Consider the following 25326-nt stretch of genomic DNA (forward strand, 5'->3'; position numbering starts at 1 on the left):
CAACAAATAACTCCGCCTACACAACAACAAATAACTCCGCCTACACAACAACAAATAACTCCGCCTACACAACAACAAATAACTCCGCCTACACAACAACAAATAACTCCGCCTACACAGCAACAAATAACTCCGCCTACACAGCAACAAACTCAATATCAGTTAATACCTAACTATGTTGGGATAGGTGGTAATTTTGGATTGAGTGGAGATACTGCTTTAGGTGAAAATGCCTTTACTGTCTTCGGTAAAATTGGTTTAACAAAAAACTTCTCTTTTCGACCTGCTGTTGCGGTCAGTGACAAAGCTGTATTTCTTCTACCTGTAACAATTGACTTTCCAGTGGAATCATTCACAGAACTTGGAGAATCCAAAATAATAGCAGTTCCTTATATTGGAGGGGGAGCAGCAATTTCTACAAGTGGAGGTGATTCCGTCGGATTTCTTCTCACCGGTGGTGTAGATGTACCATTATCACGTGAATTTACTGCAACTGCTGGATTAAATGTTGGCTTCTTCGATCAAACAGATGTTGGGTTAGTGTTAGGAATTGGATACCACTTTTAAGAGCGTTTGTACTTAACTGTATCTGGAATCCTTAGTAGCGAAATCGCATCAAAATGACAATTATAGACGAAAGTCGAATAAGTCTGGAATGTATTTTCTCTTATGCTTATCTTAAAGCACAGTACAATAATCCATCAAAACTAGTGGTATGTGTAATTAATTTCACGCTTACGTAGACGTTACATGTCAAAGTCTCTACAACAATTTATAATTTGGAAATAGTATTTTTTGATACTTAAATGCTTGATATATAACGATGAGCGCAACGACTACCAGCAATCAGAACGTTGATAATCATGCGTATATGACGATCGCCTTAAGCCAGCTTAGGGAGACTTTGCTGAACCACGCTGATCCAAGTTTGCTGGAGGAGGATATTACACATGGGGAAAGTCCAGTAGCGAAAGATTTAATAGATTCGATTACATCCGCTGAACCGTCTGCGTTAGATAGACTTTGTGCGACTTTTGGTTTAAGTGATTTTGAACGAAATTTACTGCTGTTATGTGCTGGTGTAGAACTTGATGCGAGTTTTCCAATACTTTGCGCTGCTGCTTGTGGAAATGCACAGCGTACTTATCCGACTTTTGGTTTGGCGATGACGGTATTGGAAGGTATGCACTGGGGCGCCTTTACTCCGGCTGGTTCATTACGCAGGTGGAAGTTAATCGAAGTGGGTTCTGGAAGTGAGTTGATGAGTAGCCCTTTGCGGATTGATGAACGGATACTGCATTATTTAATGGGTGTACAGCATTTAGATGACCGTTTGTTGGGAATAGTCGAACCTGTAGGGGCGCCTTCTGATTTAGTTCCCTCTCACTCACAAATCTCGGAAAAAATGGTAGCTGCTTGGTGGGTAGAGATTCATGATTTTCTCAAGCTGCCAATATTACAGTTATGTGGAAATGAGGTAGCTAGTAAACGTCCAATTGCAGCTCTAGCTTGTCACTATTTGGAATTAAACTTATATGCAATTGCTGCTCATGCTTTGCCAACAACTCCCAGTGACCTCAAACAATTTAAATTACTTTGGGAGCGGGAAGTGTCACTAGCTAATTGTGCGCTGTTAATTGACTGCGATGACTTGGAAGGTGCAGATACCGGAAAAGAAGGAACGATTACGTATTTATGCGAGTGGATGCGTTCTCCGGTAATTCTTACTACTACCGAACGCAAGCGATCGCGATTAAGACCATTACTAGTTTTTGACATCGAACGTCCGACAACAAAGGAGCAGTACACTATTTGGGAACAAGCATTGGATGGCACGTCTGAATCTATTAATGTTCAAGTCGATAACTTAGTATCTCAATTCAATCTCAGTGTTCCGGTGATTCAAGCGGCTTGTTCTCAAGCTAGCGTTCAGTGGCGTCAGCAAGAGTCAGAAGTTGCAGAAAATATAGAACCCACAACAGATTTTAACTATCTTCTCTGGGATACTTGCCGTGCGCAAGCTCGTCCGAAATTAGATGATTTAGCACAGCGAATTGATTGTGCGGCGAATTGGGAAGATTTGGTATTGCCAGAATCTCAGATACAAGTTCTTAGAGATGTTGCCATGCAGGTTAAGCAACGAGCAAAAGTATACGATCGCTGGGGTTTTGGAGGCAAAAGCAAGCGAGGATTGGGGATTAGCGCATTGTTTGCTGGTGTCAGTGGTACAGGTAAGACAATGGCAGCAGAAGTACTCGCACGGGAGTTACGATTAGATTTATATAGAATTGATTTAAGTGCAGTAGTAAGTAAGTATATTGGGGAGACAGAGAAAAACCTCGGTAGAGTATTCGATGCAGCTGAGTTGGGAGGTGTAGTATTACTATTTGATGAAGCCGATGCTTTATTTGGTAAACGTAGTGAAGTTAAAGATTCTCATGACCGTCACGCCAATGTCGAGGTAAGCTATTTACTACAGCGTATGGAAAGTTATCGAGGGCTTTCTGTATTAACAACTAATTTAAAAAGTTCATTAGACCAAGCATTTCTTCGTCGTATTCGCTTTATTACCCAGTTTCCTTTCCCAGATTCGACTCAAAGGGCAGAAATTTGGCGGCGGATTTTTCCAAAGTCTACACCAACTGAAGGTTTAGATTATCAAAAGTTGGGACAATTGAATGTCGCAGGAGGTAATATTCGCAGTATTGCATTGAATGCTGCATTTTTAGCAGCAGATGCTAACGAGGCAGTGACAATGTATTATATGTTGCAGGCAGCTAAGAGCGAGTATATCAAATTAGAGCGATCGCTTACTGATACTGAGGTTAAAGGTTGGGTTTGAGCTTCTAGTTTGGGTATTTTTTTATTTGCAAGTCCCTGATGCAAGAGTACTCTCCCGAATCCACAGGTAAAATCCCTCAGCATCTGCCCAACCTAGTTCTTATGAAAATCCAAATATAATTAAAATAAACTGAAAATGCAAATAAAACATTACTAAAGGTGAATACTGTGGATAATTGGAACATTTTATTAGAAAGTACAGCCGATGGCTCTACTGTAGCTACTGTCCTAGAAATTCCTAATTGCCAAACTACAGATGAAACTAAACAGGGCGCAGTTGAGAAAGTTCAGCAGCTATTACAGAAGCGTCTAGCAAAAGCGGAAATTATTAAGATTCCGGTGCCTGTACAAGCATCTACCTCAGATCACCCTTTGATGAAATTTGCTGGAATTTTTAAAGATGATCCAGATTTTATGGAAATCATCAAAGAAATAAGAGCAGAACGCGAACAAGACAGCGATATATGAGCTTCTGGATTCTCGATACTGACCATGCCTCATTGTTTCTAGCTGGAAATAAGCCAATAATTGCCTCTGTTGCAAAATATTCTAATGATGTAGCAATCACCGTAATTACCGTGCAAGAGCTATTTAATGCCTGGGTTGGGAGATTAAATGACCCTGCACAAGCGCCAAAGCTTATTTACCTTTACACCAAGCTGTGGGAAACTACAGAGTTTTTCAAGGTGATAACCGTTTTAAACTTTGACCTAGATGCCGAAAACTGCTATCAAGTTTTACGGCAAAACTCCAAGGCTCTAGCAAAAAAGAAAATTGAAAAAGATTTACGTATTGCGTCCATAGCTCTGGCTCTTGACGCAACGATAGTCACACGCAATTACAAAGACTTTTCCCAAATTCCAAACCTCAAGATAGAAAATTGGGAAGAGTGAAAGTTAATTTTAAGTAATTTAGTTTCTTCGTTAGCTATAAATAAAGATACTTACTTTTGGTAATGAATACTACAACAGTACCGCACGCAAGCTCGTCCGAAATTAGATGATTTAGCACAGTGAATTGATTGTGCAGCGAACTGGTCCGATTTAGTATTGCCAGAATCTCAGATACAAGTTCTTAGAGATGTTGCTGTACAAGTTAAACAACGAGCAAAGGTTTATGAGCGCTGGGGTTTTGGAGGTAAAAGCAAGCGAGGATTGGAGATAAGCGCTTTGTTTGCTGGTCTTAGTGGTACTGGTAAAACAATGGCTGCTGAAGTACTCGCGCGAAAATTGCAATTAGATTTATACCGGATTGATTTAAGTGCAGTAGTTAGTAAGTATATTGGGGAAATAGAGAAAAATCTTGGTAGGGTATTTGATGCGGCAGAGTTAGGAGGTGTAGTACTATTATTTGATGAGGTAGATGTTTTGTTTGGTAAACGTAGTCAAGTAAAAGATTCTCATGAGCGCCACGCCAATGTCGAGGTAAACTATTTACTACAGCGTATGGAAAGTTATCGAAGATTTTCTGTATTAACAACTAACTTAAAAAGTTCAGCGTACATCTATTTTTCTGTTGGCTATGTGCGTTACTTTTTTTCCTCTCCATACAAGTTTGGCGATCGCACTACACGATTTGCAAGCTCTCACATTCCCGTTTGTTCACGAGCTTTGGTTTGTCGCTTTTTTTCCACTCTTCGTCCCAATATACCCCTTTGTATGGGCGCTATTCGCTCCGACCTCCCCTCACTCGTGCCTTTTCTTCCTACCGAGTTCTAGTTTCTTCTCTCAAGTTTCCCACCATCTCCTTTTTATCGCTCCGACATGTTCCTCACAATTTTTCTTTTTGATCGCGTCCTTGGTATAGTCCGCAATTTCGCCTATCTTCCTCTTCCATGTTTACAACGGTAGCGTCAGTTTCTACACCATTTTCTGCCTCATCCCGACTGGTGGCTCAAGCTTTATTTTTTCTCTTCAAACTTTATTTTTTCTCTCTTTCTTTTTTCTGTTTAAAAAATTTTTTAAAGTCTGTAATTTCTTGGATTTCCTGTGGTAAACTAAGCTCTTCTTTTCTTAAATTACCCGTGACCGCTGTTTCAAAGTCGTTTTTCCCTGGCTCTAATCCCGCTCGACGAACATCCTGTTCATTAAAACCAGTCCTCTTCAACGCTGCGTTCGTTTCCTCTCTTTGCTGTGCCCGGGTGGCTGGCAACGGTTCGCTCGCACTCCTCTCTAATGGCTTATGTCTTTGTCTCCTCTCGTAATCTAATTGATAGTTTAACTGTTTTCCTAATCTCGTCTCCATCATTTTCTCATCATCGTTTTGGAGTGCTGCTGTCTCAGTTGTGATGATGTCTTTTTGTGACCCTTTATATGCGGCTGGCATCCGGCCCGCCGTATCTTTATTTCCATATGCTCCATCTCGGGTGGTATTTGAGTCAAATAAATATCCGCTCTCTTCTGCCATTATCTGACCTGCACCTGCCCCCATCCCCCTGGTCATTTCCGATACACTTACAGCAGCTCGCTTGTTCCTTGCGCTAGAGTCTGTGCTGTTATAGTGCGCGTTCCCGTATATATTATTATCAGCCTTTTTGCTGTAATCACTCTTATTTGGTCCGCCGTGAGCTATTATACTCGAAAAAGGTGTCTGCCCTTTTGGGCTCCTGGCTGCATTTTCACTGCGTGTATTATTACTATATGGTGAACTATAGACCTTTCCTACCTTTTTGTTTTCCTGGTCTAACAATTGCATTTTCTCCACGTTTCCACTCTGATTTTTCACTTGGCGGGCTCCTGCAGCCAAAATCTCCCTATTGTTGCGGATTGGTGTATCCGTATATCCTTTGGAGTTTTTCTGCCCCTGAGGGGGCAACTCCATCCGCTCCGCTGCCCTATGCGTTCCTCTCATATATTCCGCGACCTGCCTATTCGCATCTATGTGTCTCGCATCTCCATGTTTGTCTATGATATGGCTTTGCGCTTTGTCCCATGGTTGACCTGTTTCTTGCCACCTCCCTGCATACTTCTGCCGTAAAACTGCCGGGTCCCTTTCCTCTCCATTCTCTGCCTTTTGAATCGGTGTCATCCTGCCAAGGTTTCCCGCATCCGACGCAAAATTTCTCTCTTTACCGAGTTTTTTGGCTGCATCCACTTCGTTTTCTGCGCTTTTGCCCTTTTCGTCCGTAGGAAACTGCTTTTTACTTAAGTGATGACCGTAGCGCTCTGCTTCCTTCAACGATGCCTTCAAATCTGGCGGCTGTGACTTGAGAGCCGATTCCGACTGCACAACAAACGGGCGCGACTGGTACATCGGCTTTGCTTTTGCCGTGGTATCGGGTGTCTGTTCCCTTGTTGTCTTGTTGCGGGCGTGCATCTGGCTTTTCATCGCGAACTCCTATCCATTTTTCCTATGTTTTTTTACCTAGTTTCACTCGAAATCTCTTCAGGCATTGCTAAAATCTTTACCCTTTAAGCAGATAATATTTTCGACTTTCTCCTGCGTATCTTTCCTTTGAGTCAGAAGTTTATTTTGCATATATTTAAAATAAAATAATTACATATTCTCAGTTTACCGACTTTGCAGTCGTTGTCGTAAATCTAAATTTATCATTGCATTTTTTGCAAAATCAATTGTTCACCACCCTGTTTAGCAACTATTGCCGGGTCTAAATTCAGCCTTCCTCGAAGGTATTCCTTCACTTGTCTATCTTCGTTAACTACTTGGTCACGAACTAGCTCTGCTGCATCTTTTAATTTGACTTGCTGCTTACTATCTTCTCCTTTGCTACTTTCAGATTTATCTGTTTCGCTTACAGGAATTTTAACCGCACGCTGGGTAGTGGCAAATCTTTTGTTATTACCCAACATATCCATCGCTTCTCTCTTTGCTAAAGATTGACCGTGCGTTCCCACTTTCGGACTTGGAGCGCTTTTATTTTCATTGTAAGTAGAAGGAGGAGCAACAAACTGTTTCTCTTGATTGTTCTGTTGGATACCACCACCCGAACCTGCTAAATTACTCTGAGTTGGTTTATTTAACAATCTACTAACTTCGGGGTCTTGAGATTGCGATGATTCTTCTTTTGCTTGATTGTCCGAAATCTTACTTTTTGCAGGTGATGTTAAATGCTCATCCAAATTTTGCTTTTTCTCTTTATCTTTTGATTGGGAAGTTTCCGTTGCACTTTTCATTTCTTCATTAAAGTGTTCTTTTGGTTCAGTCTCAATCTTTGGATCTTTTTGATGTTTTTTATTAAAGCTTTTTAACGAACTAGCAACACCCAAAACCTGTTTTAATTCTGAATTATGACTTTTCCCGTCATGTGGAAACGAGGGAGTAAAACCTAACCCCTTAGCCCCCTTTCTTTCAAGAGAGGGGGGAGAATTTAAAGCCTTTTCTCTATGAGGGGAGAGGTTTGGAGAGGGGTTTTTAGCAACCTGTGATAAGTTAGGTACAGAATTATTCTCATTCAACTTGCTTAATTCTAAATTTATACCCGACGTTAGCTTTTCTTCCTCCTCTTCCACCGAGAGCATTTGTATTGGCGCCATCGTAGTAAGACCTGCACACTGAATTGCATCAAGGTGATGACCGTAACGTTCTGCCTGACTTAAAGATGTTTTTAAGTCTGGTTGCTGGGAAGTCGTCTTTAATTGCATAATAAACGGGCGACCTTGAAGCATTCCCGAATTAAGATTAGTTAGGGAATGCAGCGTTTTTTTCTTATTTCTTTCCTTGCGCTGGTACACTCGGCTATATATACAGATACTTTGACTAAGCTTTAATCATTAATACTCTATTTCTTCTATCTTAAAACCATTATTAAGTAAGTCAACACAAAAGATTAGACTTAAGTCTAATCTTTTGCAGGATTTTCAGCAAATCAATTGAGCTATAATTTCGGGTATTGCAATTCAATTATAATTTAGAATTTCATCTCACTAGTTTTGGATACTTGGTAGTAAGCAATTTATCGCTTATGTAAGCAGGTCGCTCCGATTAATATATTTATTGTTCAATATTATACCTATAATCAACAATGAATACTCAAAAACTTCTTCAGAAAAAGTCTACCTCAACAGACACTGCAACCTCAGATAATCAATTTGAAGGTCGTGGGTTTGCCGTGCAAAGTAAGTCAGATGCTCAGCACTCAGACTTAAATACTCAACTAAAACAGGCAAAACGTTTTGGTCACAGTATCACCCAAATGAAGTCAGAATCTGCTCAACCTTCAAAACAAAACCAAACTAATCAAAATTCATCCTCTGGTGCTCGTGGTTCGATGCCTGCACCAGTTAAGTCAAAGATGGAAAATTCTTTTGGAACAAGTTTTGGCGATGTCAGTATCCATACAGACAGCCCTCAAGCCAAATCAATGGGTGCTTTAGCTTTTACTCAAGGCAATAATGTTCACTTTGCCCCTGGACAATATAACCCGCAAAGTTCTTCAGGGCAAGCTTTGTTAGGACATGAACTTACGCATGTCGTACAACAAAGAGCCGGAAGAGTCGCTGTACCACACCAAAGTAAAGGTGCCCCTATCAATGCTGACCCCAGTTTAGAAACAGAAGCTGACCAAATTGGAGCAAGAGCTGCCAAGGGTGAGCAGGTACAAGTTCCTGGCGCAACTAGCAGCTTCAAAACTATCCCGCCAATCCAAAATAGCACCGAACCCGTTCAGTGTTTCTTACCCTTGTTAATGGGTGGGTTAAGCGCCTTAGGAGGAATGATGGGCGGTGGCGGTGGTCAACAAGGTGGTGGAGGTATGATGTCAGGTCTCGGTGGAGCGCTTGGCGGAATGCTTGGTCCGCTTGGAGGAATGGCTGGCAGTATGTTAGGTGGTGTTGCAGATAGCTTTATGGGTGGTGGCGGTGGTGGCCAACAGGAAGAAATGATGTAATTACAAATTTGTTTTTGGTGCGTGAAAAATAATGTAGAGACGTTCCATGGAACGTCTCTACACGTTTAAATTCGGTCGATGTCTATTATTTAATTGTGATTCTTGGTGAGTCATATTCCCCGCTTGGGTTTTTGGATAGTGCACTCTCTGCTCCATCTACCTTTACCCGCACTAAGTACTCTCCTGGTTTGATGTTTTTAAGAGGTACTGTGATAGTGTCAGTATCTTCTGTTTGTGCTGGTGCTAATAAAGAGTACGCGATCGCCTCATTATTTGATATTCGATTTAGTTGTAATATAACTCTTTGGTCTTTACCAACTTTTGGACTAAATTTAACGCTGATGTCTATTGAGCGTAAATCCCCATTATTACTCTGTAGAGACTGTACTGTACGTGTCTCTACGGTAATTTTTGGATGTAGCACAAATGCCATAACATTTGATTCGACGAGATTATGTTGCTCTGTACTTCTCATCGTTTCATGTATAATTTGTACAGTGTGCACACCTGCGCGTAATGGAGGTACTTGTAGACTTACTTGTGTATCTTGAACATCAAAAGGTGTAAATAATTTATCTATATTACTCAGTCGAACTTTGGTAATATCACCGCGCAGTCGCTTACCCCGAATTAATAGTGTACTGCCTACAGTAATATTAGCTCCTGCTTGTGAAGAAGGCGTTGTTATTTGTTCGATACTTGGTTCTGATAACACCAAGTTAAGAACCTCTGATTTATCGGTACTATCACTCTCTATCAGAACCATTGACACCTGATAAGTAGCCGAAGGGCGATAATTCGTTTGCAGGGCAGACCAAATTCTGGAAGTTTCTTCCATATTCAAGAATGCTGGACTAACTTTGATTTGCCCAACTTTAAGAGCTAGATTAGATACAGACAAACCTGTAATAGCTTGTGAAAATACACCAGACGTACTTGTCTCGGCTGCATTTTTCAAAGCATTTTCTATAGTTTCAGATGTAATAGTAGGTAATTTATGCAACATTTGCATTGCATACCCCAGTAAAATCTCCGCTTGAAAATCTTTGGGACCGTAAGCCGTTAATACATAGTGTAGGTCAAGAGCTAAGGGTGGATTGGTCGAGTATGTGTTGCTGGTGCTATAAGGACTGCGGTATTCTTGAGATATCCAATCTACGTTACGATTTTGCGTGACGTGATATAAAAAAAGGTTGATTTGCGCACGCTCGTCAGTTCCCACTTGAATTTTATCTGGTGGCAACGCCGTTACAAGTACATCACCAACACTCGCTGCGATCGCGTCACTTACTAAACCATTTTCCAGCAGGTTTTTTATCACTGCTGTGACGGTGGCTATAGAGAGCGCATTACTCATCCTGCTTCCTCATGGCAATCCCCCAATTCATCATACCTGAGACTATAGCAATCCTATTTGAGTTCCAAATGCTAGCTATCAGAAACCCGGTTTCTTAAAGAAACCGGGTTTCTCGGCATTCAGTTTAATTTTTCTTACAAAAATAGACTTATTTTAAGAATAATTGTAGATTGGCCACGCATTTTGGACACATTTTGTGATTTAGACGATAGTATAATGTCAAATCTATATAGAATATATTAGTATCGTATTAACTAAATTCTAAATTATTATTAGTATAGTTTATTAATTATCTAACTATGTTAATACATTTAGGTTGATCAAAAAACTTTATTAAAAGACAGGATGGGTTTCCCTCAATGAACTCACCACCATCAAATAATTCTTGGATAAATCGCTTGATTGGTGATAACCAGCGTTATCGTTTAGAGAAACGGTTAGGTGGAGGTGGTATGGGAGAAGTCTTCCTTGCCACAGATACGCGGGTTGGTAAAGATGTAGCCCTTAAACTGCTTAAAGACAAATTGGTTGCATCTGGCGAAATGAGAAAACGCTTTGAGCGGGAAATTGCAATTTGTGCTGCCCTACAAAGCGACCATATCATCGAAATTAGCGACTGTGGTGTGACTACAGAAGGTTATCCATTTTATGTCATGGAGTACCTGCAGGGGCAAACACTACGTCAACTGCTGATGCGCGAAAGACAATTACCACCGGAACGTGTGGTAACAATTATGACACAGGTGTGCAAGGGTTTGCAGCTTGCCCACCGAGGGGTAGTCATGCAACGCAATGGTAAGACCACAGAGCGCATCAAGGTTATTCATCGCGACTTGAAACCAGATAATATTTTTTTAGTTCCTACAGATTTTGGTGAGTTGGTAAAGATTTTAGATTTTGGGATTGCTAAAATTTACAATGAGTCTTCCGAGTTAACAAATATCACTAAAACTTTTATTGGCACGCTTCGCTATTCGTCACCCGAACAAATTCAGAACCAAAAAAATATAGATGTAACTGCTGATATTTACAGTTTGGGAATCATTCTTTATGAAATGCTTAGTACCGCAGACCCTTTTGGGTTAAGCATTCAAGGTAATAATATCAGTGAATCTTCATGGTTACTGGCTCATAGCTACGAACCACCTAGACCATTAAGCGAACAACCAGGGTGTGAGCAATTACCTTCAGAATTAGAAGCTGTGGTGATTAAATGTCTGCAAAAAAATCCAATCAACCGCTTTCAATCAGTGCAAGAACTCGGTCAAGCATTGGAAGCGGCTATTAAACCCGTAACGAAAATTACTATTAAAAATACAACAATTGTTCAACCAGTATCACAGCAACTGCCTGGTAGTTCGGATGGCGAAACTGCTGCCAAACCAATTCAAGCATCAAACGATGAGACAGTTGATAGAACACCACAATCATCACCGCAAAACAAACCTCAACCAGGTTCTCAAGATATAACAATTAATAAACCATTGCAACCGCCGTTATTACAAACACCTCAACCCGGTTCCAATGAGGAAACAATTAACAAACCATTGCAACCACCACCGCACCAACCTGTATCTAATCCACCTCCACAGCAGGCACCCGAAGGTACTATTGCACAGATGCGACCTTCTAATACTCCACAGCCGACACCCGAAGGTACTATTGCCCAGATCCGACCTTCTAATACCCCACACCAGGCACCCGAAGGTACTATTGCCCAAGTCCGACCTTCTAATACTCCACAGCCGACACCCGAAGGTACTATTTTTCAACCGCGTGCTAGTAGCGGTGACAGACAACCACCAGATAAAACCTTATTTCAACCGCGACCCGATACCAATCCTAGTGGACAACAGGTTGTCGATAACACGATTATGCAACAGCAACCTCGTGCTACTAATAGTCAGCATTCGACAAATATACCCCAGAATACACCTGAAAGTACAATATATCAACAACGACCTGTTTCTAATCAAGGGCAACAGCAGATACCAAAACAAACAATCTTTCAGCCAAAAAAAGATCAAGCAACACCTCAAAAAAAATCTCTCAACACCTTGCTGATTGCAGGTATTACTTTAGCGAGCGTAATAATATTAGGTATTATTTTTTACTTTATTTTTAGTAGAATTAGCAATAATGATAAAAGGACACCGACATCTATTATATTGAAGGTAAATCTGAGCAGTTAAGTAGGTGTAGCGAACTGCAAACATCGGGAGATGAAACTGCAAACAAGTCAAAATTGAAACCACATTAACTGCAAATAAGAGGGGTCTCAAAACCACATTATCTGCAAATGATATCATGTTCGGTAAATCACTTACGATTAAGCTCCAATTTGAATCCACCAATGAAAGCCTGTTAACCCTTGAATCAAATCTTGCTGCTGAAGTAAAGATTGACACCGATGAAATAAAATTTCCTCCAAATCATCAAGTGTCTCAAATGTTCGATTAGCGATTGGTTCGTTTACCAAAGTCCACAATCTAACTGAAGAGTTGTAACTCGGGTGAATGGGAGGGCAAAAATGTCAAATGCAGCCCGGACGGAAGTTCTAGTTCTTTACTGGTATGCCATCCAGCTTGGTCAACAGCTAAAAGAATGTGTTTGTTCGCACCTAAACTGAATTCACGAGCAAAATCTGCTAAAACCTGATTAAAAAGTTCTGTATTTACATAAGGAAGAATCCACCAATAAGTTTCTCCAGTTTGGGGATGTACAAATGCATACAACCATAACCACTTGTATCTCCAGTTAACATTGGCAATTGGTGTTTCGCCTTCAGGAACATAGACGTAGTCGTTTTATTGGCTTGAGTCCTAAACGATGTTCATCTTCGCACGCCTCGTTCAACTTCCGCTTCTGGGTAAGCCGCTTTGAGTAACTTCTTCGGCTAGTTTTTTTTCCAAGCTTCTTGCTCAAAATGGTCACTTTCTATGTGAGATGGGCGAGGTACTCGTAGCCTAAAAGTCATCTGTCGTAATATCTCCCATCCCCTGTATCTACTAATCTTTTTCCCAATGACTTCACTCAACCAATCCGCAACTTTTCGCCCATTCCAGAATCCCCCATCTGGGGCGTTTGACTGCAAAGCTTGCCATAGCTGTGCTTGGTGAATGTCATCTATTAAGGGAGTTGCTCCTTGATTTTCACAACGGCGTTAAGCGTAGCTCTGCCGTAGGCAATCGCCTAATCCTTCAACGCCAAATTCGTTATACCTTTTTACCAGTGCGTATATCCATGTTCTGCTATAGCCTGTGAGTTCCTCAATTTCTTCCGTTTTTTTCCCTTGTGCTAATAACCATATAACTTGATATTGACGTAAAGTCTGCCGGGGGAAGCTTCCCCCGGCGAGCTTTACGACTTTCTACCCCGGTTTTCGCTTGACGGTAGAGTTGTTCTAACTCAGAAATCTTTAAATGTGTGGTTATACTTATCCGTTTTGGCATATTTCATAGTTGCATTTCTTAATTTTATCATAAGCGATTATGCGAACATGATATGAAACCACAATCGCTGCAACCAAACCACATTATTTGCAAACAAACACTGATTTACTGCAAATAGCCGGAAAGCCGTAGCCCGAGGAACTTCCAAGCAATAAAATCACCAACTGCAAGAATGATAATCATTGTTAGGCTGGAGAAGTAGAAGCAGCGGTCGGCTGCTTCTACTTCTCCTTTTTGTAGTAAATTCAATTTGGAACGGAATTTTTGGGTGTTGCGAGTGTTGATAGAATTAACTGATTCAGCCAAAAAATTGTTTAACGAAACAGCAAGCCAACTCAAAGGAGCAGCACGACGGCGGTTTCAAGCACAAGTCGTGATGGAATTAGGTTACGGAGGCCAACTGCTGGCTCAAAAAGAATTGGGGTGGGATAGAAATACTATCCGTAAAGGAATCAAAGAACTAACAACTGGGATTACTTGTGTAGATAATTATTCTCTAAAAGGGCGCTGGAAAGCAGAAGAACACTTACCAACCCTTTTAGAGGATATCAAGAAATTGGTTGATTCACAAAGCCAAACCGATCCAAGCTTTAAAAGTCAAAGGCTGTATACGCGACTAACTGCAAGTCAAGTGAGAAAGCTATTAATTGAGAAGTTCGATTATAGTGATGAACAGTTACCGACCGAAGAAACAATTCGCGTTAAATTGAATTATTTAGGTTATCGACTCAAACGAGTAGCAAAAGTTCTTCCTCAAAAAAAATTCCAGCAAACTTAGCAATCTTTGAGCAACTAGCGGTAGTTAATCAATCAGCTTTAGATGATAAAAGCATTTTACGTCTTAGCCTTGATGCCAAAGCTCGTGTGAACATTGGGTCTTTTGATAGAGGGGGCAGAAATAGAGCTTTTACCGAGACTGAAGACCATGATTATAACCTAAAAACAACTGTAACTCCTTATGGGATATTTCTTCCAGAGTTAGATGAACTATTTTTATACTTTACAGAGTCTCAGGTAACGAGTGATTTTATTGTTGATATATTGGAGGATTTTTGGGAAAGTGAAAGTTGGCGATTTTCAGATATAAAAACACTTATTCTTAATCAAGATAATGGAGGAGAGAATAATTCTAGACGTACCCAGTTCATGAAGCGTATAGTGGAATTCGCTCAATCTAACCAACTTAATATACTTTAGCCTACTATCCACCCTATCACAGTAAATATAACCCAATTGAGAGAACATGGGGGATACTAGAGAAATATTGGAATGGTAGTATTTTGGATGAAGTAGAGACAGCTTTAAAATTTGCTCAAAATATGACATGGAAAGGAAAGCATCCTGTAGTTAAATTAGTAACTCAAACTTATGAAACTGGAGTTAAGCTTACCAATCAAGCTATGTCTGCTATTGAAAAACAAGTAGCCCGTCTCACTAATTCTACACATGAAAAGTTTCCCAATTTAGGTAAGTGGTTTGTTGATATCTGTTGTGGAAGCACCTAATTTAAATCATCATTACTAGAATATTTTGACTCTTTAATTATCAATATTAATTATTACCATGCACCTTACATTTATTAAAGAGTGCAAAGCTTTTCATGAATATTTAAGGAGGAGAAAGGGGTTGGCAACCCCTTTCTCCTCCCCCTAAAAATAATTCTCATTATTTTCTATACTTGGCTTCTTAGTTTTTGTTGATTAATTTATTTTTTGGAAGTCCCTGAAGTGAGATAACGACATGACTGACAGGCAAGCAGCAGATGCAGTGCGCGGTCGAATTGATTGGAAGTACCCACTTTCTCTAGAACTAACCGACCCCGGCTTTGATTTTAGCGTGCTATGCGAATTTAAAGGGCGACTAATAGCGGGGGGTGTTGAACAAAAATTACTGGATATTTTATTAAGTAAGTCGTGGTGAAATTTTATAAGTATGTAACAAAAAATTAAGCAGAAGAATTAGAGTGAAATCTTACACGGTGTGTACTGTAATTTCCTTTTTCTCCTCTTGTTTGAACTCCATCAATGACGGCATAGGCAAGATCTAACTCGTCGTCAAAACTTTTAGAAGCTAGTTGATCTTTTTTCAGGTGTTGCCATTCCAATTCAATCGGGTTCATCTCTGAGCAATATTTGGGTAGAAAAAAGATGTACAAACCCATGTCTTCCCACTTTGACCATAATTGCTGAACTTCTTTACACCGATGTATCGGCCCGTTGTCCTGGACGATGACTCTGATGCGTCCTGTTTTTTGGGCAATTGCGGCTTCCTGCTCCATCATCTGGATATAAGTTTTGCGTGAAACACCGCCAATCACCAGTCCGTACACAAAGCTAATTAGAGGCTGAAGAAAACCAATAATGCTCAACCTTCGTCCCCGGCGTTGACTCTGCTCCAAGCGTTTTTGCACAGCGAGAAAGTAGTAACTGTAACTCGGTTCTCCCTGTGCGCAAAATCCTGATTCATCCAAATACTTTAAGTCTATTTCCCCAGCCGCCGCAGACAATTTCAGCATTTCTAGGTCTGCCTGTTTGAGTTGCTGTACTAGCAGATCTTGTTTTCCCTTGTGGCAATTTCATTGTTCGCTTCCAGATAATCCCTTTTTTTTAGTACCTGCCTTAGCCAGTCAGGACTTAACTTTACTGAGCGTTCTTTTTCTAATTTTTGGGCTAACTGAACGCTGTTATATGTGCGTGGTTCTTTTTCCAAACATTCTTCCAAGAACACCATGTCAGCTTCCGTCCACCTTGGTTTTCCTCCTCGCCCTGGTTTAGACCACAGCCCCTCCACCCCTAGCTTTTTCCATCTATGCAAAACTTCTCTTACTGTTTGGGCTGTCCAGTTAAAGTGAGCGGCTATCTTCTCCACGTACCAACCATGTGCGCTCAACCTGACTACTTCTGCTCGGTCTTTTACTTTCTGGGGTACATCTGCCGTTCTCAGATTGAACAAAGTTTTATCTTGCTCAAAAGTCAGAAATACCCTTAAACGGCTGCCCATATCCCTGTTACCTTGGTAGACCATTGTACGTATTTACTTATCTTTACACAGTTTGGTTTTTTCACCTCGTTCTACTTAAAGCAGTTTCAAGAAAAAGGTATTATAAAATACAAAGGAAAACAGCGCACTGATTCAACTCATGTGCTGGCGGCAGTATTTCCTTCTTATTGCTAATAATTGAAAATGACTTGGATGTGTTATGTCATAGTCTTCACACTCTTTAAAATATTTTTACTGGATTTCCAATACTGCTTATCTAAATTCTTATACCAGCTACATATCTCTGACAATAAAGCAACATGAGATTTGGCATTCGTCAAGAACGATATAACATCACATCCAACCTTTGGGACTTCTTCCCTTAAACTACATAACTCAGATTCCAAATTATTCCTATCGCTATTATCAGTCTCTAATAACGATAGGAATATTTTTAGCCACTGTTTCCAACTCCCACCAAATTCACTCGCTAACTTAGAGATGTAGCCCTGGCTAATACCAGAAACAGCCGAAACCGTTGATTGAGTAACTTTTTGTCGCATCTCCCAAAGCTCTTTAACAGACTCCTTGATTTTCCACCAAGATTTTTCATCTAATGAACCTGCTTCAATAGTCATATCAGCAGCATTAACACACTCTACTTCCTGCTCTAGAAAGCTAAGGTCATAGTCAGCACAAAAGTAGAAGCAAAGTTGTTCTTGGGTTCGATTGTGCGCTCGTAAACGTCCTATACCCTGCTTAATCTCAGCCTGTGTTGCCCAATTTACAAAGCAATGAAACTCTGACGAATCACAAATTTCTTTGGAAATGAGATTTTTTTTACATAAGGTTAGATAAAGCGCTTCTAAACAGCCGATATTTTGGTAGGGAATACCAAAGGTGACTAAGGTAGTCACCTGTTGAAAATCATTCGACCCTCGACTATCTCTGAACCATCCACCGTCACCTTCTTCACAAAACTTCACAAAATCAATGAATTTTATATTCGGGTGACGTACTAGCAACTCCTGGCGAAGTGCATTGACTCTGCTTTGGCAATATGAACTGCGATTTTTAGAAACTTGTCCTAGTCCTGTGACTTGAACTATCTTGAGATTACTGCTAACTGGTACTTCTTGTTCAATTGTTAAAATTTCTTCGGCTGAAATATTCATCCACCAAGATAAATACTCAGCATCAGCTGTTGCATCCAAATAAATGTTCCATGCAGCAGCTGATGCTATTAATGGGTGTCTTTCATTACGAGTTGAAATGAGCAACTGACCTTGATAAAGGCGCAAAGCACCAGGAATTCGTTGAGCCCATACTTGCATAAATGGTATAAACCAACACAAAGGGAAGTTTTGTTGAATTTTCTGTATCAGTTCAAAGGTTTTATTGTTAAAACGTTTTCGCAATATCCCAGGCAAATCACTGAGGTTTACCGAATACTCCTTGGTTGTATTAAAAAGTGATTCCAAGTCGGGATGTAAAACCTTCATTGCTACAGCAATGATTTCACCCAAATTGTCTGGTGGTTCACCAAGCATCTCCCGAACTGCAGCATCATTCCAGCCATAGTGAGGTTGTTTAATTTCTCCTGTCAGGCACTGCCGTAGTACCATCCACACTGACTGTAACTTTATATTAATTTCGGGATAGTGAACAGTTAATTGTGCTATGACCTGGTCTAGGTCTTTAACGCTGGCAGCGATCGCACTAACTGGTTGCACTGTCCGCATTGCTTCGTCCCAGATGATACCACAACTTGACCAGTCAAAGCTACTGGCATCAGGAGCACTATCAGGATGTGCGCGGATACGGTCGTACTTTAAAGTCTCTCGTCGTAAAAACCGATATCCAAACCCACCACCCGCACTCGAACGACAAGCTTCGAGTAAATGGCATGTACTGCAAACAGGATTGTCTACACCTGAATAAATTGAGATATTCTTGTTCTGTAAGGCTGTAAACACAGAACTGCGATGGCAGTTACCAGTTGTGTCAGGAATTTCTTTATTTTTGGGCCATCTGAGATATTGTTTTCCGTTGGGTGTAGAGTCCCACACCATCCCGCAATTGCGAACATCCAAATATTTATAATTGTGCTCGACAGTATCTGTGGTAATGTTTCTTGCATGATTTGTAAAATACCATAGTTTGTCAACTCCTAAAGCGTCTGGAGTAGCAATTCCTACATCATGGCTTTTGAATGTTCCAGTGGGACTTTTGTCTAAAATATGTTTCCATCCAGCAGCGATCGCTTCAGAGTAAACTTGTAAGCGTTGACCTTTCTTAAAGACAATTCTGGGTGGATGTTTAAAATCACCCCATCTGGGTAACTTTCCTGGTTTGTACTCAATTGTATGGAGAGTAACTCCTTCGTCCACAGTTTTGTCAGCGGTTCGTTGTGCAGAATATGAGTTACCAAAACCGTTTTTCGGTCGATAACGTTCTACCATCCGCCCGAACCAAAGCTTAAGTTTGTAGAGCATTCCCCACTCAAAATCTATGTCAGCAAGAGCTTTTTGAACTTTTTCTGAACACAGAGCAAAGAAATCTTCTGGTGTGATGGTTGTATTGTTCCAAACTACGACTACCTGATGTCCACCTTTGCGACAGTACTCAATACCTGTGGCATACTGGCGAATGAAATCCAGGTTGTCTATGGAGTGTTCCACCGGCTGTAACTCAATTACCTTGTCCTCTACTTGATGGAACGAACTTTGTTTGAGTAGCTTCCTGATTTGGTTATGGATATGGCAATGGTTAAAGTAAGCAGCACTGGTAATCAGTTTAATTTCATTTTGACGACCAGCAGCTAGTAATTCGTCGATGTCCAAGTGTTCTTTGGTTTCTAGTTGTCCCCAATCACCCACACTCAACTTATATTTCCATTTACAGCAGCGTTGTAGGGTTTGCTCCGATGCTTTAGCAATATGGGGATTGAGTAGTGTCCCTGCATCGGGCATAAGCCGAATTTCTTTGGGACGTAATCGTTTCAGGTAATCTTGAAGGGTTTTCTCACCGTAGTGAGCAGCACTTGCTGTACCGATGACAGTGATATCAGTTTGCCCAGAACGCCATAAGAAAACAGCTGTTAGTAGTGATTTGAGTGCTCCTTCGCAGAGAATTACTATTTTCACCTTTTTGGCATCGGGGTGTTTCCAGCAAAATAGCGGTAGTTCTCCATTTGGTAATTGTGGTCCAGTTCCTCCTTGGTTGTTACCACTTAGCCAGATGTATTTGGGGCTAGTACGTAAAGTGGCAATTTGAAAGCCAGTGATGTGAAAATCGGGGTCAAGAGCTGCTATAGTTATCCCCTCTGTTCCTAATAGTTTACTATCAGGAGATATACCGGGGAGGTCAGCGGTTATCCCAATTGGGGCATACAAACCTGGTTCCCAGGTTCTTAGCCAACCTAATACTTTTAACCAGTTAATTTCTTCAGTACTGAGCTGTCTTCTTTGCTGGAGGTGTGAGGAGTGTTGAGTACTCACAGTTGTTACGGTTTTTTGTAACAGTAACTGAAATTGGCGATGTCGCTGGGCGATAAGCCCCTCCATGTCTGCGCATTTTTCTACGCTCAAATGTTTTTGAATATTAATAGAATGGCGCTGCTGTTGCGAGTACAGAGGTTTTTCTTGTTGGTGGTTACTGCCGCTGTCGTCGTCCTTTACAAACAAACCGCCCATGTCGTTACGCAGCAGCGCCAGGAAGCGATAGCCAGCTGGTGCGTCTTGTTGATTGAAACTCCGCAGGCACTCAATTAAGTTGTCGTCTCTAATGGCGCAGCCGTGATTGTTAGCGCAGATGGGACAGGGATTACGTTTGCTAGTGTATTGACGTTTCATAGACGCAATTTACTTAAGTGGGAGTTTGAATCTCCCATGCATTAGATTTACGTGCGTCTGTAAAATACCATTTTGCCTTTTTTTGCTAATTGAGTACTCCTCTATATATATAGATCAGATGAGTACTTTTAGCCAAAACTCTTGTTATATAAGCATTTCAAAAAAGTAACTATCACATGAGGGGGCGTTAATTTTAGTGGGTTGAGTACTCATTTCAAAGTTTTGCTATATAAGGGTTTCAAACAAAATAACACTCATATTAGGGGGCTATCACATGAGGGGGCGTTAATTTTAGCGGGTTGAGTACTCATTTCAAAGTTTTGCTATATAAGGGTTTCAAACAAAATAACACTCACATTAGGGGGCTATCTATCACACGAGGAGGTAATTTGAGGTGAGTAAGGAGGGTTGAGTACAAAGCAGCAAAAATTGGGCTAACACTTGAGAGTGCAATGGCTTCCGAAATTTCTCAGGAAAGTTAGATGACGCTACCCAAGACTTCCTTCAACTTCACAACGTACTTCTGCGGAATTGGCTGGTCTTTGCCCTCATTTTCAATATCTCGCACCCAACTCTGACTCATCCCTATAGCACCAGCAATCTCCCTTTGACTCATACACTTAGCAGTTCTAATTTGCTTTAAAATAGCCCCAGTAAGTTCGCTTGTTTGAGTTAATTCAACGATTTGTGGCGTAGCCTCTGCTTGGGAATGTGTTTTCACCACTTCAGGGGTGCTGACTGTGGTGCGTGCATCGTGATTTTTTGTTTGGCGTTGAGAAGTTTTTTTAGCAGTTCGGTTTTTCCGAGTCTCAAATTTACTCAAATGCCTTTGGATTTGAACTGGCACTTTCAAAATCAACTTTGCAGGTAACAAAATGTGTTGAATGTAGTTATCTGGCAGCCTCTTAGTTCCAACAAGCGCCTGATTTCGTTCTTTCGCAGACAAACTACTCAGTTCATCTGGCATTGCCCACAAAGGTCTGAGCCACAGTGGGTAACTTTCATCATCAAACTCTATTTTGATACCAACTTTATCTTTTAAAACTAGTAATGCCTCTTCTAGATTTTCTTTCAGTCTCCAGCCATAACGATAATCATTGACTGCCTGTTCTATTTGAGAAGACGGCAAAACTTTACTCAATAGGCTATGAACTGTGTAAATGCCATTCTTGTGAGCGCGACTATTCTGAATTATGTACAATGCTAAGCTAGTAGCGAGTTTATGCTGACGTGGATGTAGATCGAAAATTTGCTTGGGCATAAACCCGTACTGATACAGAGCAGTTTTGGACTGTTCACCTTGGGAATTAAGGAAGTTATAAGTCCAAAGACCTGGTTGTACCCGGATGATAACTTCGCAAAGTTCATCTTCTTCCTCGAATAAATTTGGCTGACTATATTCTTGTACACTCACCATCCAAAGCAGGCAGCGTTCTTTGATGCAAAGGTTTAACTCTCCTTCGTACCAGTGGATGACAGCACCGAGAGTCCCAACAACGAGAGCTAAGTCTGCTATAGCTTTCAGTTTTTGCGATTTTGTTAGTTTTTTACTTTTGTATACTTTTAGTGTTTTTGTGAGTTCCGAACCTCGCAGAACGAATGGTTGCTTCCAAGGTTCTGTTTGCTGAGCTGCATATGTGGCGAACACAGCATGGAGTCTTGCTGCCATCACACCATATTGCTCAAGGATTTGATGTTCGGCGCTGTCTGAGATGTATTGTGGTTGATGCTCTTGTTTGTGAAGTATGTAAAACTCAATATAACGACCCTTCCCAAATGATTTTTGGAAGTAAAGGCTGCCATTACTGTACTCACTCCAGTCTGGATGCTTAAGGTATGCTTGAGTAGCACTGACAATTGGTGCGCATGTTGCCGTCATCTCGTAGTTTTTGCTTGTAAACAGCGGTGGTTTTGTGAAAGGAAGGTTTTTCGGTTTCCTAAGACGCTTGTAAGTTTTTGCTGTTTGCGATATTTCTAACCCGGAAATTACCTGTTGATAGACTGGTGATTGCGGGTTAGCATACTCTATTCTATTCTGTTTGACCGACATCAGGGTTGCTCTCTCCCATGACGCGGAATATGCGACTTAGTGTTGTGGTGAAGGGTGAATGTCGGGATAATAATTTTTTGGGCATTATCTGAAGCATTGAGCCAGACTGCTGTTAATGCCAACGGTTGTAAATTGTTTGAGTTGTATTTAGAAATTTCTAGTTGTTTGCTCATAGACGAAGCCAAAATAAAGTGATTTGTCAAAAAAAAAGCAGACACCAAAGTTTGTGCCGTCACATGACGGTAATTACTTAGTTTGTGTAACACTAATCGAATACCAGGACTTAGACAAAAAATACAGATAAAATAGCCTCAAATGCCTATCCCAAAAGACTTTGACATCATTTAGCTTGGTTTGTTGATATATCTCGGTTCCAGGGCTTTTTGAGTATTTAGTGTATTTTCCTTGTTCTGCATGAGTTTGAGGCTTGTTTTGTCCTCAAAAATGTTTAAGTCCCAATACCTGATTCTTCTAGAAGCTGCACTCTGCACGTCTAGGGAAGCCGCTAAGCTTACCCTACGGGTACCGAAGCCGTTACTCTACCAGAAGCTAGCTTTCGGGTATTTAAGGATCTACGGCAACAATTTCTGGTTTGCACTACAGCAAGCGAAGACGTGCTTGTGATGCTCCTCTGGAGTCGCCATGCATGGCGATCGCCTTTCTCAAGCAATAGTTCTTTCGTCAGCATTTACCTCTTCTCAGGCAACTTCTGACACTGAAATATCGATAAAATCCTGATGAATCTGCGTATTTTTAGATGCATTCCTTTTGGAAACCGCCTCTTGCAAAAGCTTTGCCGCCCAGTCTACTGCAACCAAACCAGACTCTTTGGCAGCGTCTTGTATCAATGGTTGTAAGTATGCAGGCAGTTGTAGAGTTAAGGTAAAGGTTTCTTGTAATGGTGGCCGAGCCTTTTTGATTTCATCTGACTCTTCCCCTCGATAAGTCCAGAATTCGCAGCTTTGCCCCCGTTGATTACCGTCCTTTTCGATAAAGCTTAATTTCCCCAACTGGTAGCAATAAAAGCTTTGGGGATCATCAACAAACTCTCGGCTGCAATGAGTGCAGTTCCAGCAGCTGCGGGCAACTGACTGTATAGAGTTGTTAGTTGATTGTTGTTTGTCAGGAGTTTTCTTCTTCCTGAATTTGGTTGCTACACTCCCTTGCTGATACTCTTTAGCAACTTGGGTAATGTGAACAGCTGTGACTTTGCCACTTGGAGCTGTAGAAACCGCTTTCGCCCATGCTTCTCGTTGTTGTTCGGGAGGGAGTGCAACCAGAGGACGAGCTTGGCGCTCATTGGCCGGAAGAATTTGTGCGCCATGGCGCACATTTTCATAAACCGAGGCTGCCGAAATCAACTGATAAGCCGAACGCCGAGACATCTCCCAGCGAGTCATACAATATTCCTCAAAAGTACTGTAGTATTCTCGATACAGACGTTTATCTCGAATCTCTCTTAGGGCTTGTCCTATCTGCCAAAAAGCTTTTAAACAACGTTCAACTGTGGCTTCCAACCTCCTTAGTTCTTGTGCCTCAGCCTCGCTGAGCGTATTTTCTATACTCGACAGGTTTTGACCATTAGCCTTGTTTTGCTTACAGTCTCTATTTAACTCTACTTGCTCAATATCGTGAGTGAGAGTAGGGTTAAGTGTATCTAAATCAACAGTAGAGTCAGAGAATGACATTGATATGTTTTCTCCCTAGACAAGGTTAAAAGTCTTTTGTCCTATGAAAGTTACCTAAATGTTCCATGCTTGACTGATGCTTTTGTACACACCAACAAGATTTGCACCATGCAATATTAAGCCTTGCACAATGCAATGCCGATGACATCAATGCTTAAAATTTCTTAATTATTTAATTTCGTTACTTAAATAACATAAAATTATAGATATATATAGTAAAACATCTTGTGAAAAGTTCCTAAAACCCTTGTAAATGTAAGAGTTTTGGTTATAAAGTAGTACCATATGGCCAATTATTAAACTCCACAACGTCAGACCCTAACCGGATCTTTTGGCGAAGGTTAAGACACAATGGAATTAAAGACTAAAGTAGTTCACCCAAATATGACCCGTAAAGTAACTTTGATGAATGATGATTCTGGGTCTTCTACCATCCAGAAACGCCAAGAGCGGCTGATTCATTTGATTGAGCAGCTACTAAAAGACGGTTGGACTCGAACTACTTTATCCGAAGTTATTGGTGTAGATTTCTCAACTGTGTATCGGTGGTTGAAGGGTAAAACTATTCCCGAAATTGACTCCAAAAACTTTCAGCAGTTGGCACAGCTAAGTGGTGGCGACAGCAAAACGCTGCAACTTTATTTGGATGGAGAAATTTCTCTATCAGCATACCGTGAAGGTTTGGAGAGAACACTAGTAGAGAAAGTAAAAATCAGCAAAACCTTGACTTCTGATATGATTAAAAAAGAGGTTTTGGCAAAGATTTATTCACTTGATCCAGTAGATATTGCAGAGGTAATTTCTATAAGTGTAGCGTTTTTAGCTAAGCGAGCGTGAGCTAATAATAGTTACACTTATTAGATAAATAAGTTTTCAAAGCATATAAGAATTGTTTTGTTAAAAACAATTGTGTATTTTTAATTCAACTTAAATTTAGTGAGAATAAAATTTAGAATATAAATTTCCTTTATTAACGAAAACCTAGTACAGAACGGCAAAAAAAAGATTTATTTGATATTTATGACAGCATTCCCAAATGTAAAAATTTTAAAGCTTCAAAATGTCTCATATCCTCGAATAATTGAGAATAGTGCTGGCAATAGTTATCTATAAAAGTGACTGTGTTAACTGCCGTTCTGCGTGCCGTAACCATCCTAATTACTTACTGTTTCCGGTTTCATTTCTGATTATACTCTCCCAGTAGTAAGAAAAGAGGAAACATACTTGTCAATAAGCGGGCATTAATGCGATTACTTTCTC

The 25326-nt window shown here is 40.7% G+C and carries 16 protein-coding genes and 5 pseudogenes; 10 read left to right on the plus strand and 11 right to left on the minus strand.

The features are described from left to right. The 5 genes and pseudogenes from AC5JM2_RS35115 to AC5JM2_RS35135 form a co-directional block, all read left to right on the plus strand. Positions 1-567, plus strand: a 567-nt coding sequence (locus AC5JM2_RS35115) for a hypothetical protein (RefSeq protein WP_495840722.1), incomplete at its 5' end; no start/stop codon positions are given. Positions 568-823: 256 nt separating this feature from the next. Further along, positions 824-2842, plus strand: a complete 2019-nt coding sequence (locus tag AC5JM2_RS35120) for an ATP-binding protein (protein ID WP_495840724.1) — start codon at positions 824-826, stop codon at positions 2840-2842. 167 nt (positions 2843-3009) lie between these two features. Then, positions 3010-3309, plus strand: coding sequence for a hypothetical protein (locus AC5JM2_RS35125; protein ID WP_495840726.1), 300 nt, complete (start codon positions 3010-3012; stop codon positions 3307-3309). Continuing rightward, on the plus strand, positions 3306-3734 hold the full coding sequence (locus AC5JM2_RS35130) for a type II toxin-antitoxin system VapC family toxin (protein WP_495840728.1): 429 nt from the start codon (positions 3306-3308) through the stop codon (positions 3732-3734). Before AC5JM2_RS35125 ends, AC5JM2_RS35130 begins: the two co-directional genes overlap by 4 nt. An 81-nt stretch (positions 3735-3815) precedes the next feature. Beyond that, a pseudogene (locus tag AC5JM2_RS35135) lies at positions 3816-4337 on the plus strand (ATP-binding protein); the annotation flags it as partial. A 424-nt stretch (positions 4338-4761) separates the two neighbouring features. On the opposite strand, the gene AC5JM2_RS35140 reads toward AC5JM2_RS35135, so the two are convergent. Both AC5JM2_RS35140 and AC5JM2_RS35145 read right to left on the minus strand, forming a co-directional pair. Beyond that, a complete protein-coding gene (locus tag AC5JM2_RS35140) occupies positions 4762-6168 on the minus strand; it encodes a hypothetical protein (RefSeq protein WP_495840730.1) in 1407 nt (468 codons plus the stop codon). Between the two features lie 221 nt (positions 6169-6389). After that, entirely contained in the window at positions 6390-7466 is a 1077-nt protein-coding gene (locus AC5JM2_RS35145; RefSeq protein WP_495840732.1) for a hypothetical protein, read from the minus strand. Between the two features lie 356 nt (positions 7467-7822). Between AC5JM2_RS35145 and AC5JM2_RS35150 the strand changes: the two genes are divergently transcribed. Further along, complete coding sequence (locus AC5JM2_RS35150; protein ID WP_495840733.1) at positions 7823-8686, plus strand: eCIS core domain-containing protein; 864 nt, start codon at positions 7823-7825, stop codon at positions 8684-8686. A gap of 85 nt (positions 8687-8771) precedes the next feature. Here the strand turns inward: AC5JM2_RS35150 and AC5JM2_RS35155 are convergent, their stop codons facing one another. After that, on the minus strand, positions 8772-10043 hold the full coding sequence (locus AC5JM2_RS35155) for a Pvc16 family protein (RefSeq protein WP_495840735.1): 1272 nt from the start codon (positions 10041-10043) through the stop codon (positions 8772-8774). Between the two features lie 359 nt (positions 10044-10402). Between AC5JM2_RS35155 and AC5JM2_RS35160 the strand changes: the two genes are divergently transcribed. Continuing rightward, positions 10403-12235, plus strand: coding sequence for a serine/threonine protein kinase (locus tag AC5JM2_RS35160; RefSeq protein WP_495840737.1), 1833 nt, complete (start codon positions 10403-10405; stop codon positions 12233-12235). Between the two features lie 137 nt (positions 12236-12372). On the opposite strand, the pseudogene AC5JM2_RS35165 reads toward AC5JM2_RS35160, so the two are convergent. Beyond that, a pseudogene (locus AC5JM2_RS35165) lies at positions 12373-13495 on the minus strand (IS630 family transposase). Positions 13496-13600: 105 nt separating this feature from the next. Beyond that, positions 13601-13801 (minus strand): hypothetical protein, encoded by a 201-nt coding sequence (locus AC5JM2_RS35170; RefSeq protein WP_495840739.1) that lies wholly within the window; start codon positions 13799-13801, stop codon positions 13601-13603. Positions 13802-13871: 70 nt separating this feature from the next. On the opposite strand from AC5JM2_RS35170, the pseudogene AC5JM2_RS35175 reads away from it, so the two are divergent. Then, positions 13872-15000: pseudogene (locus AC5JM2_RS35175) on the plus strand (ISAzo13 family transposase). A gap of 235 nt (positions 15001-15235) precedes the next feature. After that, a pseudogene (locus tag AC5JM2_RS35180) lies at positions 15236-15400 on the plus strand (IS5/IS1182 family transposase); the annotation flags it as partial. Positions 15401-15440: 40 nt separating this feature from the next. Here the strand turns inward: AC5JM2_RS35180 and AC5JM2_RS35185 are convergent. The 6 genes and pseudogenes from AC5JM2_RS35185 to AC5JM2_RS35210 all read right to left on the minus strand — a co-directional run bounded on the left by AC5JM2_RS35185 (position 15441) and on the right by AC5JM2_RS35210 (position 24066). Then, positions 15441-16495, minus strand: a pseudogene (locus tag AC5JM2_RS35185) (IS630 family transposase). Positions 16496-16692: 197 nt separating this feature from the next. Next, on the minus strand, positions 16693-20328 hold the full coding sequence (locus tag AC5JM2_RS35190; protein ID WP_495840740.1) for a hypothetical protein: 3636 nt from the start codon (positions 20326-20328) through the stop codon (positions 16693-16695). Between the two features lie 478 nt (positions 20329-20806). Continuing rightward, complete coding sequence (locus AC5JM2_RS35195; protein ID WP_495840742.1) at positions 20807-22378, minus strand: helix-turn-helix domain-containing protein; 1572 nt, start codon at positions 22376-22378, stop codon at positions 20807-20809. Further along, entirely contained in the window at positions 22378-22551 is a 174-nt protein-coding gene (locus AC5JM2_RS35200) for a hypothetical protein (RefSeq protein ID WP_495840744.1), read from the minus strand. Before AC5JM2_RS35200 ends, AC5JM2_RS35195 begins: the two co-directional genes overlap by 1 nt. A 338-nt stretch (positions 22552-22889) precedes the next feature. Next, complete coding sequence (locus tag AC5JM2_RS35205) at positions 22890-23066, minus strand: hypothetical protein (protein ID WP_495840745.1); 177 nt, start codon at positions 23064-23066, stop codon at positions 22890-22892. Positions 23067-23076: 10 nt separating this feature from the next. Then, entirely contained in the window at positions 23077-24066 is a 990-nt protein-coding gene (locus AC5JM2_RS35210; protein ID WP_210615571.1) for a hypothetical protein, read from the minus strand. A 351-nt stretch (positions 24067-24417) separates the two neighbouring features. On the opposite strand from AC5JM2_RS35210, the gene AC5JM2_RS35215 reads away from it, so the two are divergent. Further along, positions 24418-24903 (plus strand): helix-turn-helix domain-containing protein, encoded by a 486-nt coding sequence (locus AC5JM2_RS35215; RefSeq protein ID WP_495840748.1) that lies wholly within the window; start codon positions 24418-24420, stop codon positions 24901-24903. The last annotated feature ends 423 nt before the right edge of the window (positions 24904-25326 follow it).

This window comes from Brasilonema angustatum, assembly GCF_059505445.1.

Coding starts and splice junctions, on each gene's coding strand:
- AC5JM2_RS35150 (WP_495840733.1), top strand. CDS start 7,823: ATGAATACTCAAAAACTTCTTCAGAAAAAGTCTACCTCAACAGACACT.
- AC5JM2_RS35140 (WP_495840730.1), bottom strand. CDS start 6,168: ATGAAAAGCCAGATGCACGCCCGCAACAAGACAACAAGGGAACAGACA.
- AC5JM2_RS35205 (WP_495840745.1), bottom strand. CDS start 23,066: ATGCTGACGAAAGAACTATTGCTTGAGAAAGGCGATCGCCATGCATGG.
- AC5JM2_RS35210 (WP_210615571.1), bottom strand. CDS start 24,066: ATGTCATTCTCTGACTCTACTGTTGATTTAGATACACTTAACCCTACT.
- AC5JM2_RS35130 (WP_495840728.1), top strand. CDS start 3,306: ATGAGCTTCTGGATTCTCGATACTGACCATGCCTCATTGTTTCTAGCT.
- AC5JM2_RS35195 (WP_495840742.1), bottom strand. CDS start 22,378: ATGTCGGTCAAACAGAATAGAATAGAGTATGCTAACCCGCAATCACCA.
- AC5JM2_RS35215 (WP_495840748.1), top strand. CDS start 24,418: ATGGAATTAAAGACTAAAGTAGTTCACCCAAATATGACCCGTAAAGTA.
- AC5JM2_RS35190 (WP_495840740.1), bottom strand. CDS start 20,328: ATGAAACGTCAATACACTAGCAAACGTAATCCCTGTCCCATCTGCGCT.
- AC5JM2_RS35200 (WP_495840744.1), bottom strand. CDS start 22,551: ATGAGCAAACAACTAGAAATTTCTAAATACAACTCAAACAATTTACAA.
- AC5JM2_RS35160 (WP_495840737.1), top strand. CDS start 10,403: ATGAACTCACCACCATCAAATAATTCTTGGATAAATCGCTTGATTGGT.
- AC5JM2_RS35145 (WP_495840732.1), bottom strand. CDS start 7,466: ATGCTTCAAGGTCGCCCGTTTATTATGCAATTAAAGACGACTTCCCAG.
- AC5JM2_RS35120 (WP_495840724.1), top strand. CDS start 824: ATGAGCGCAACGACTACCAGCAATCAGAACGTTGATAATCATGCGTAT.
- AC5JM2_RS35155 (WP_495840735.1), bottom strand. CDS start 10,043: ATGAGTAATGCGCTCTCTATAGCCACCGTCACAGCAGTGATAAAAAAC.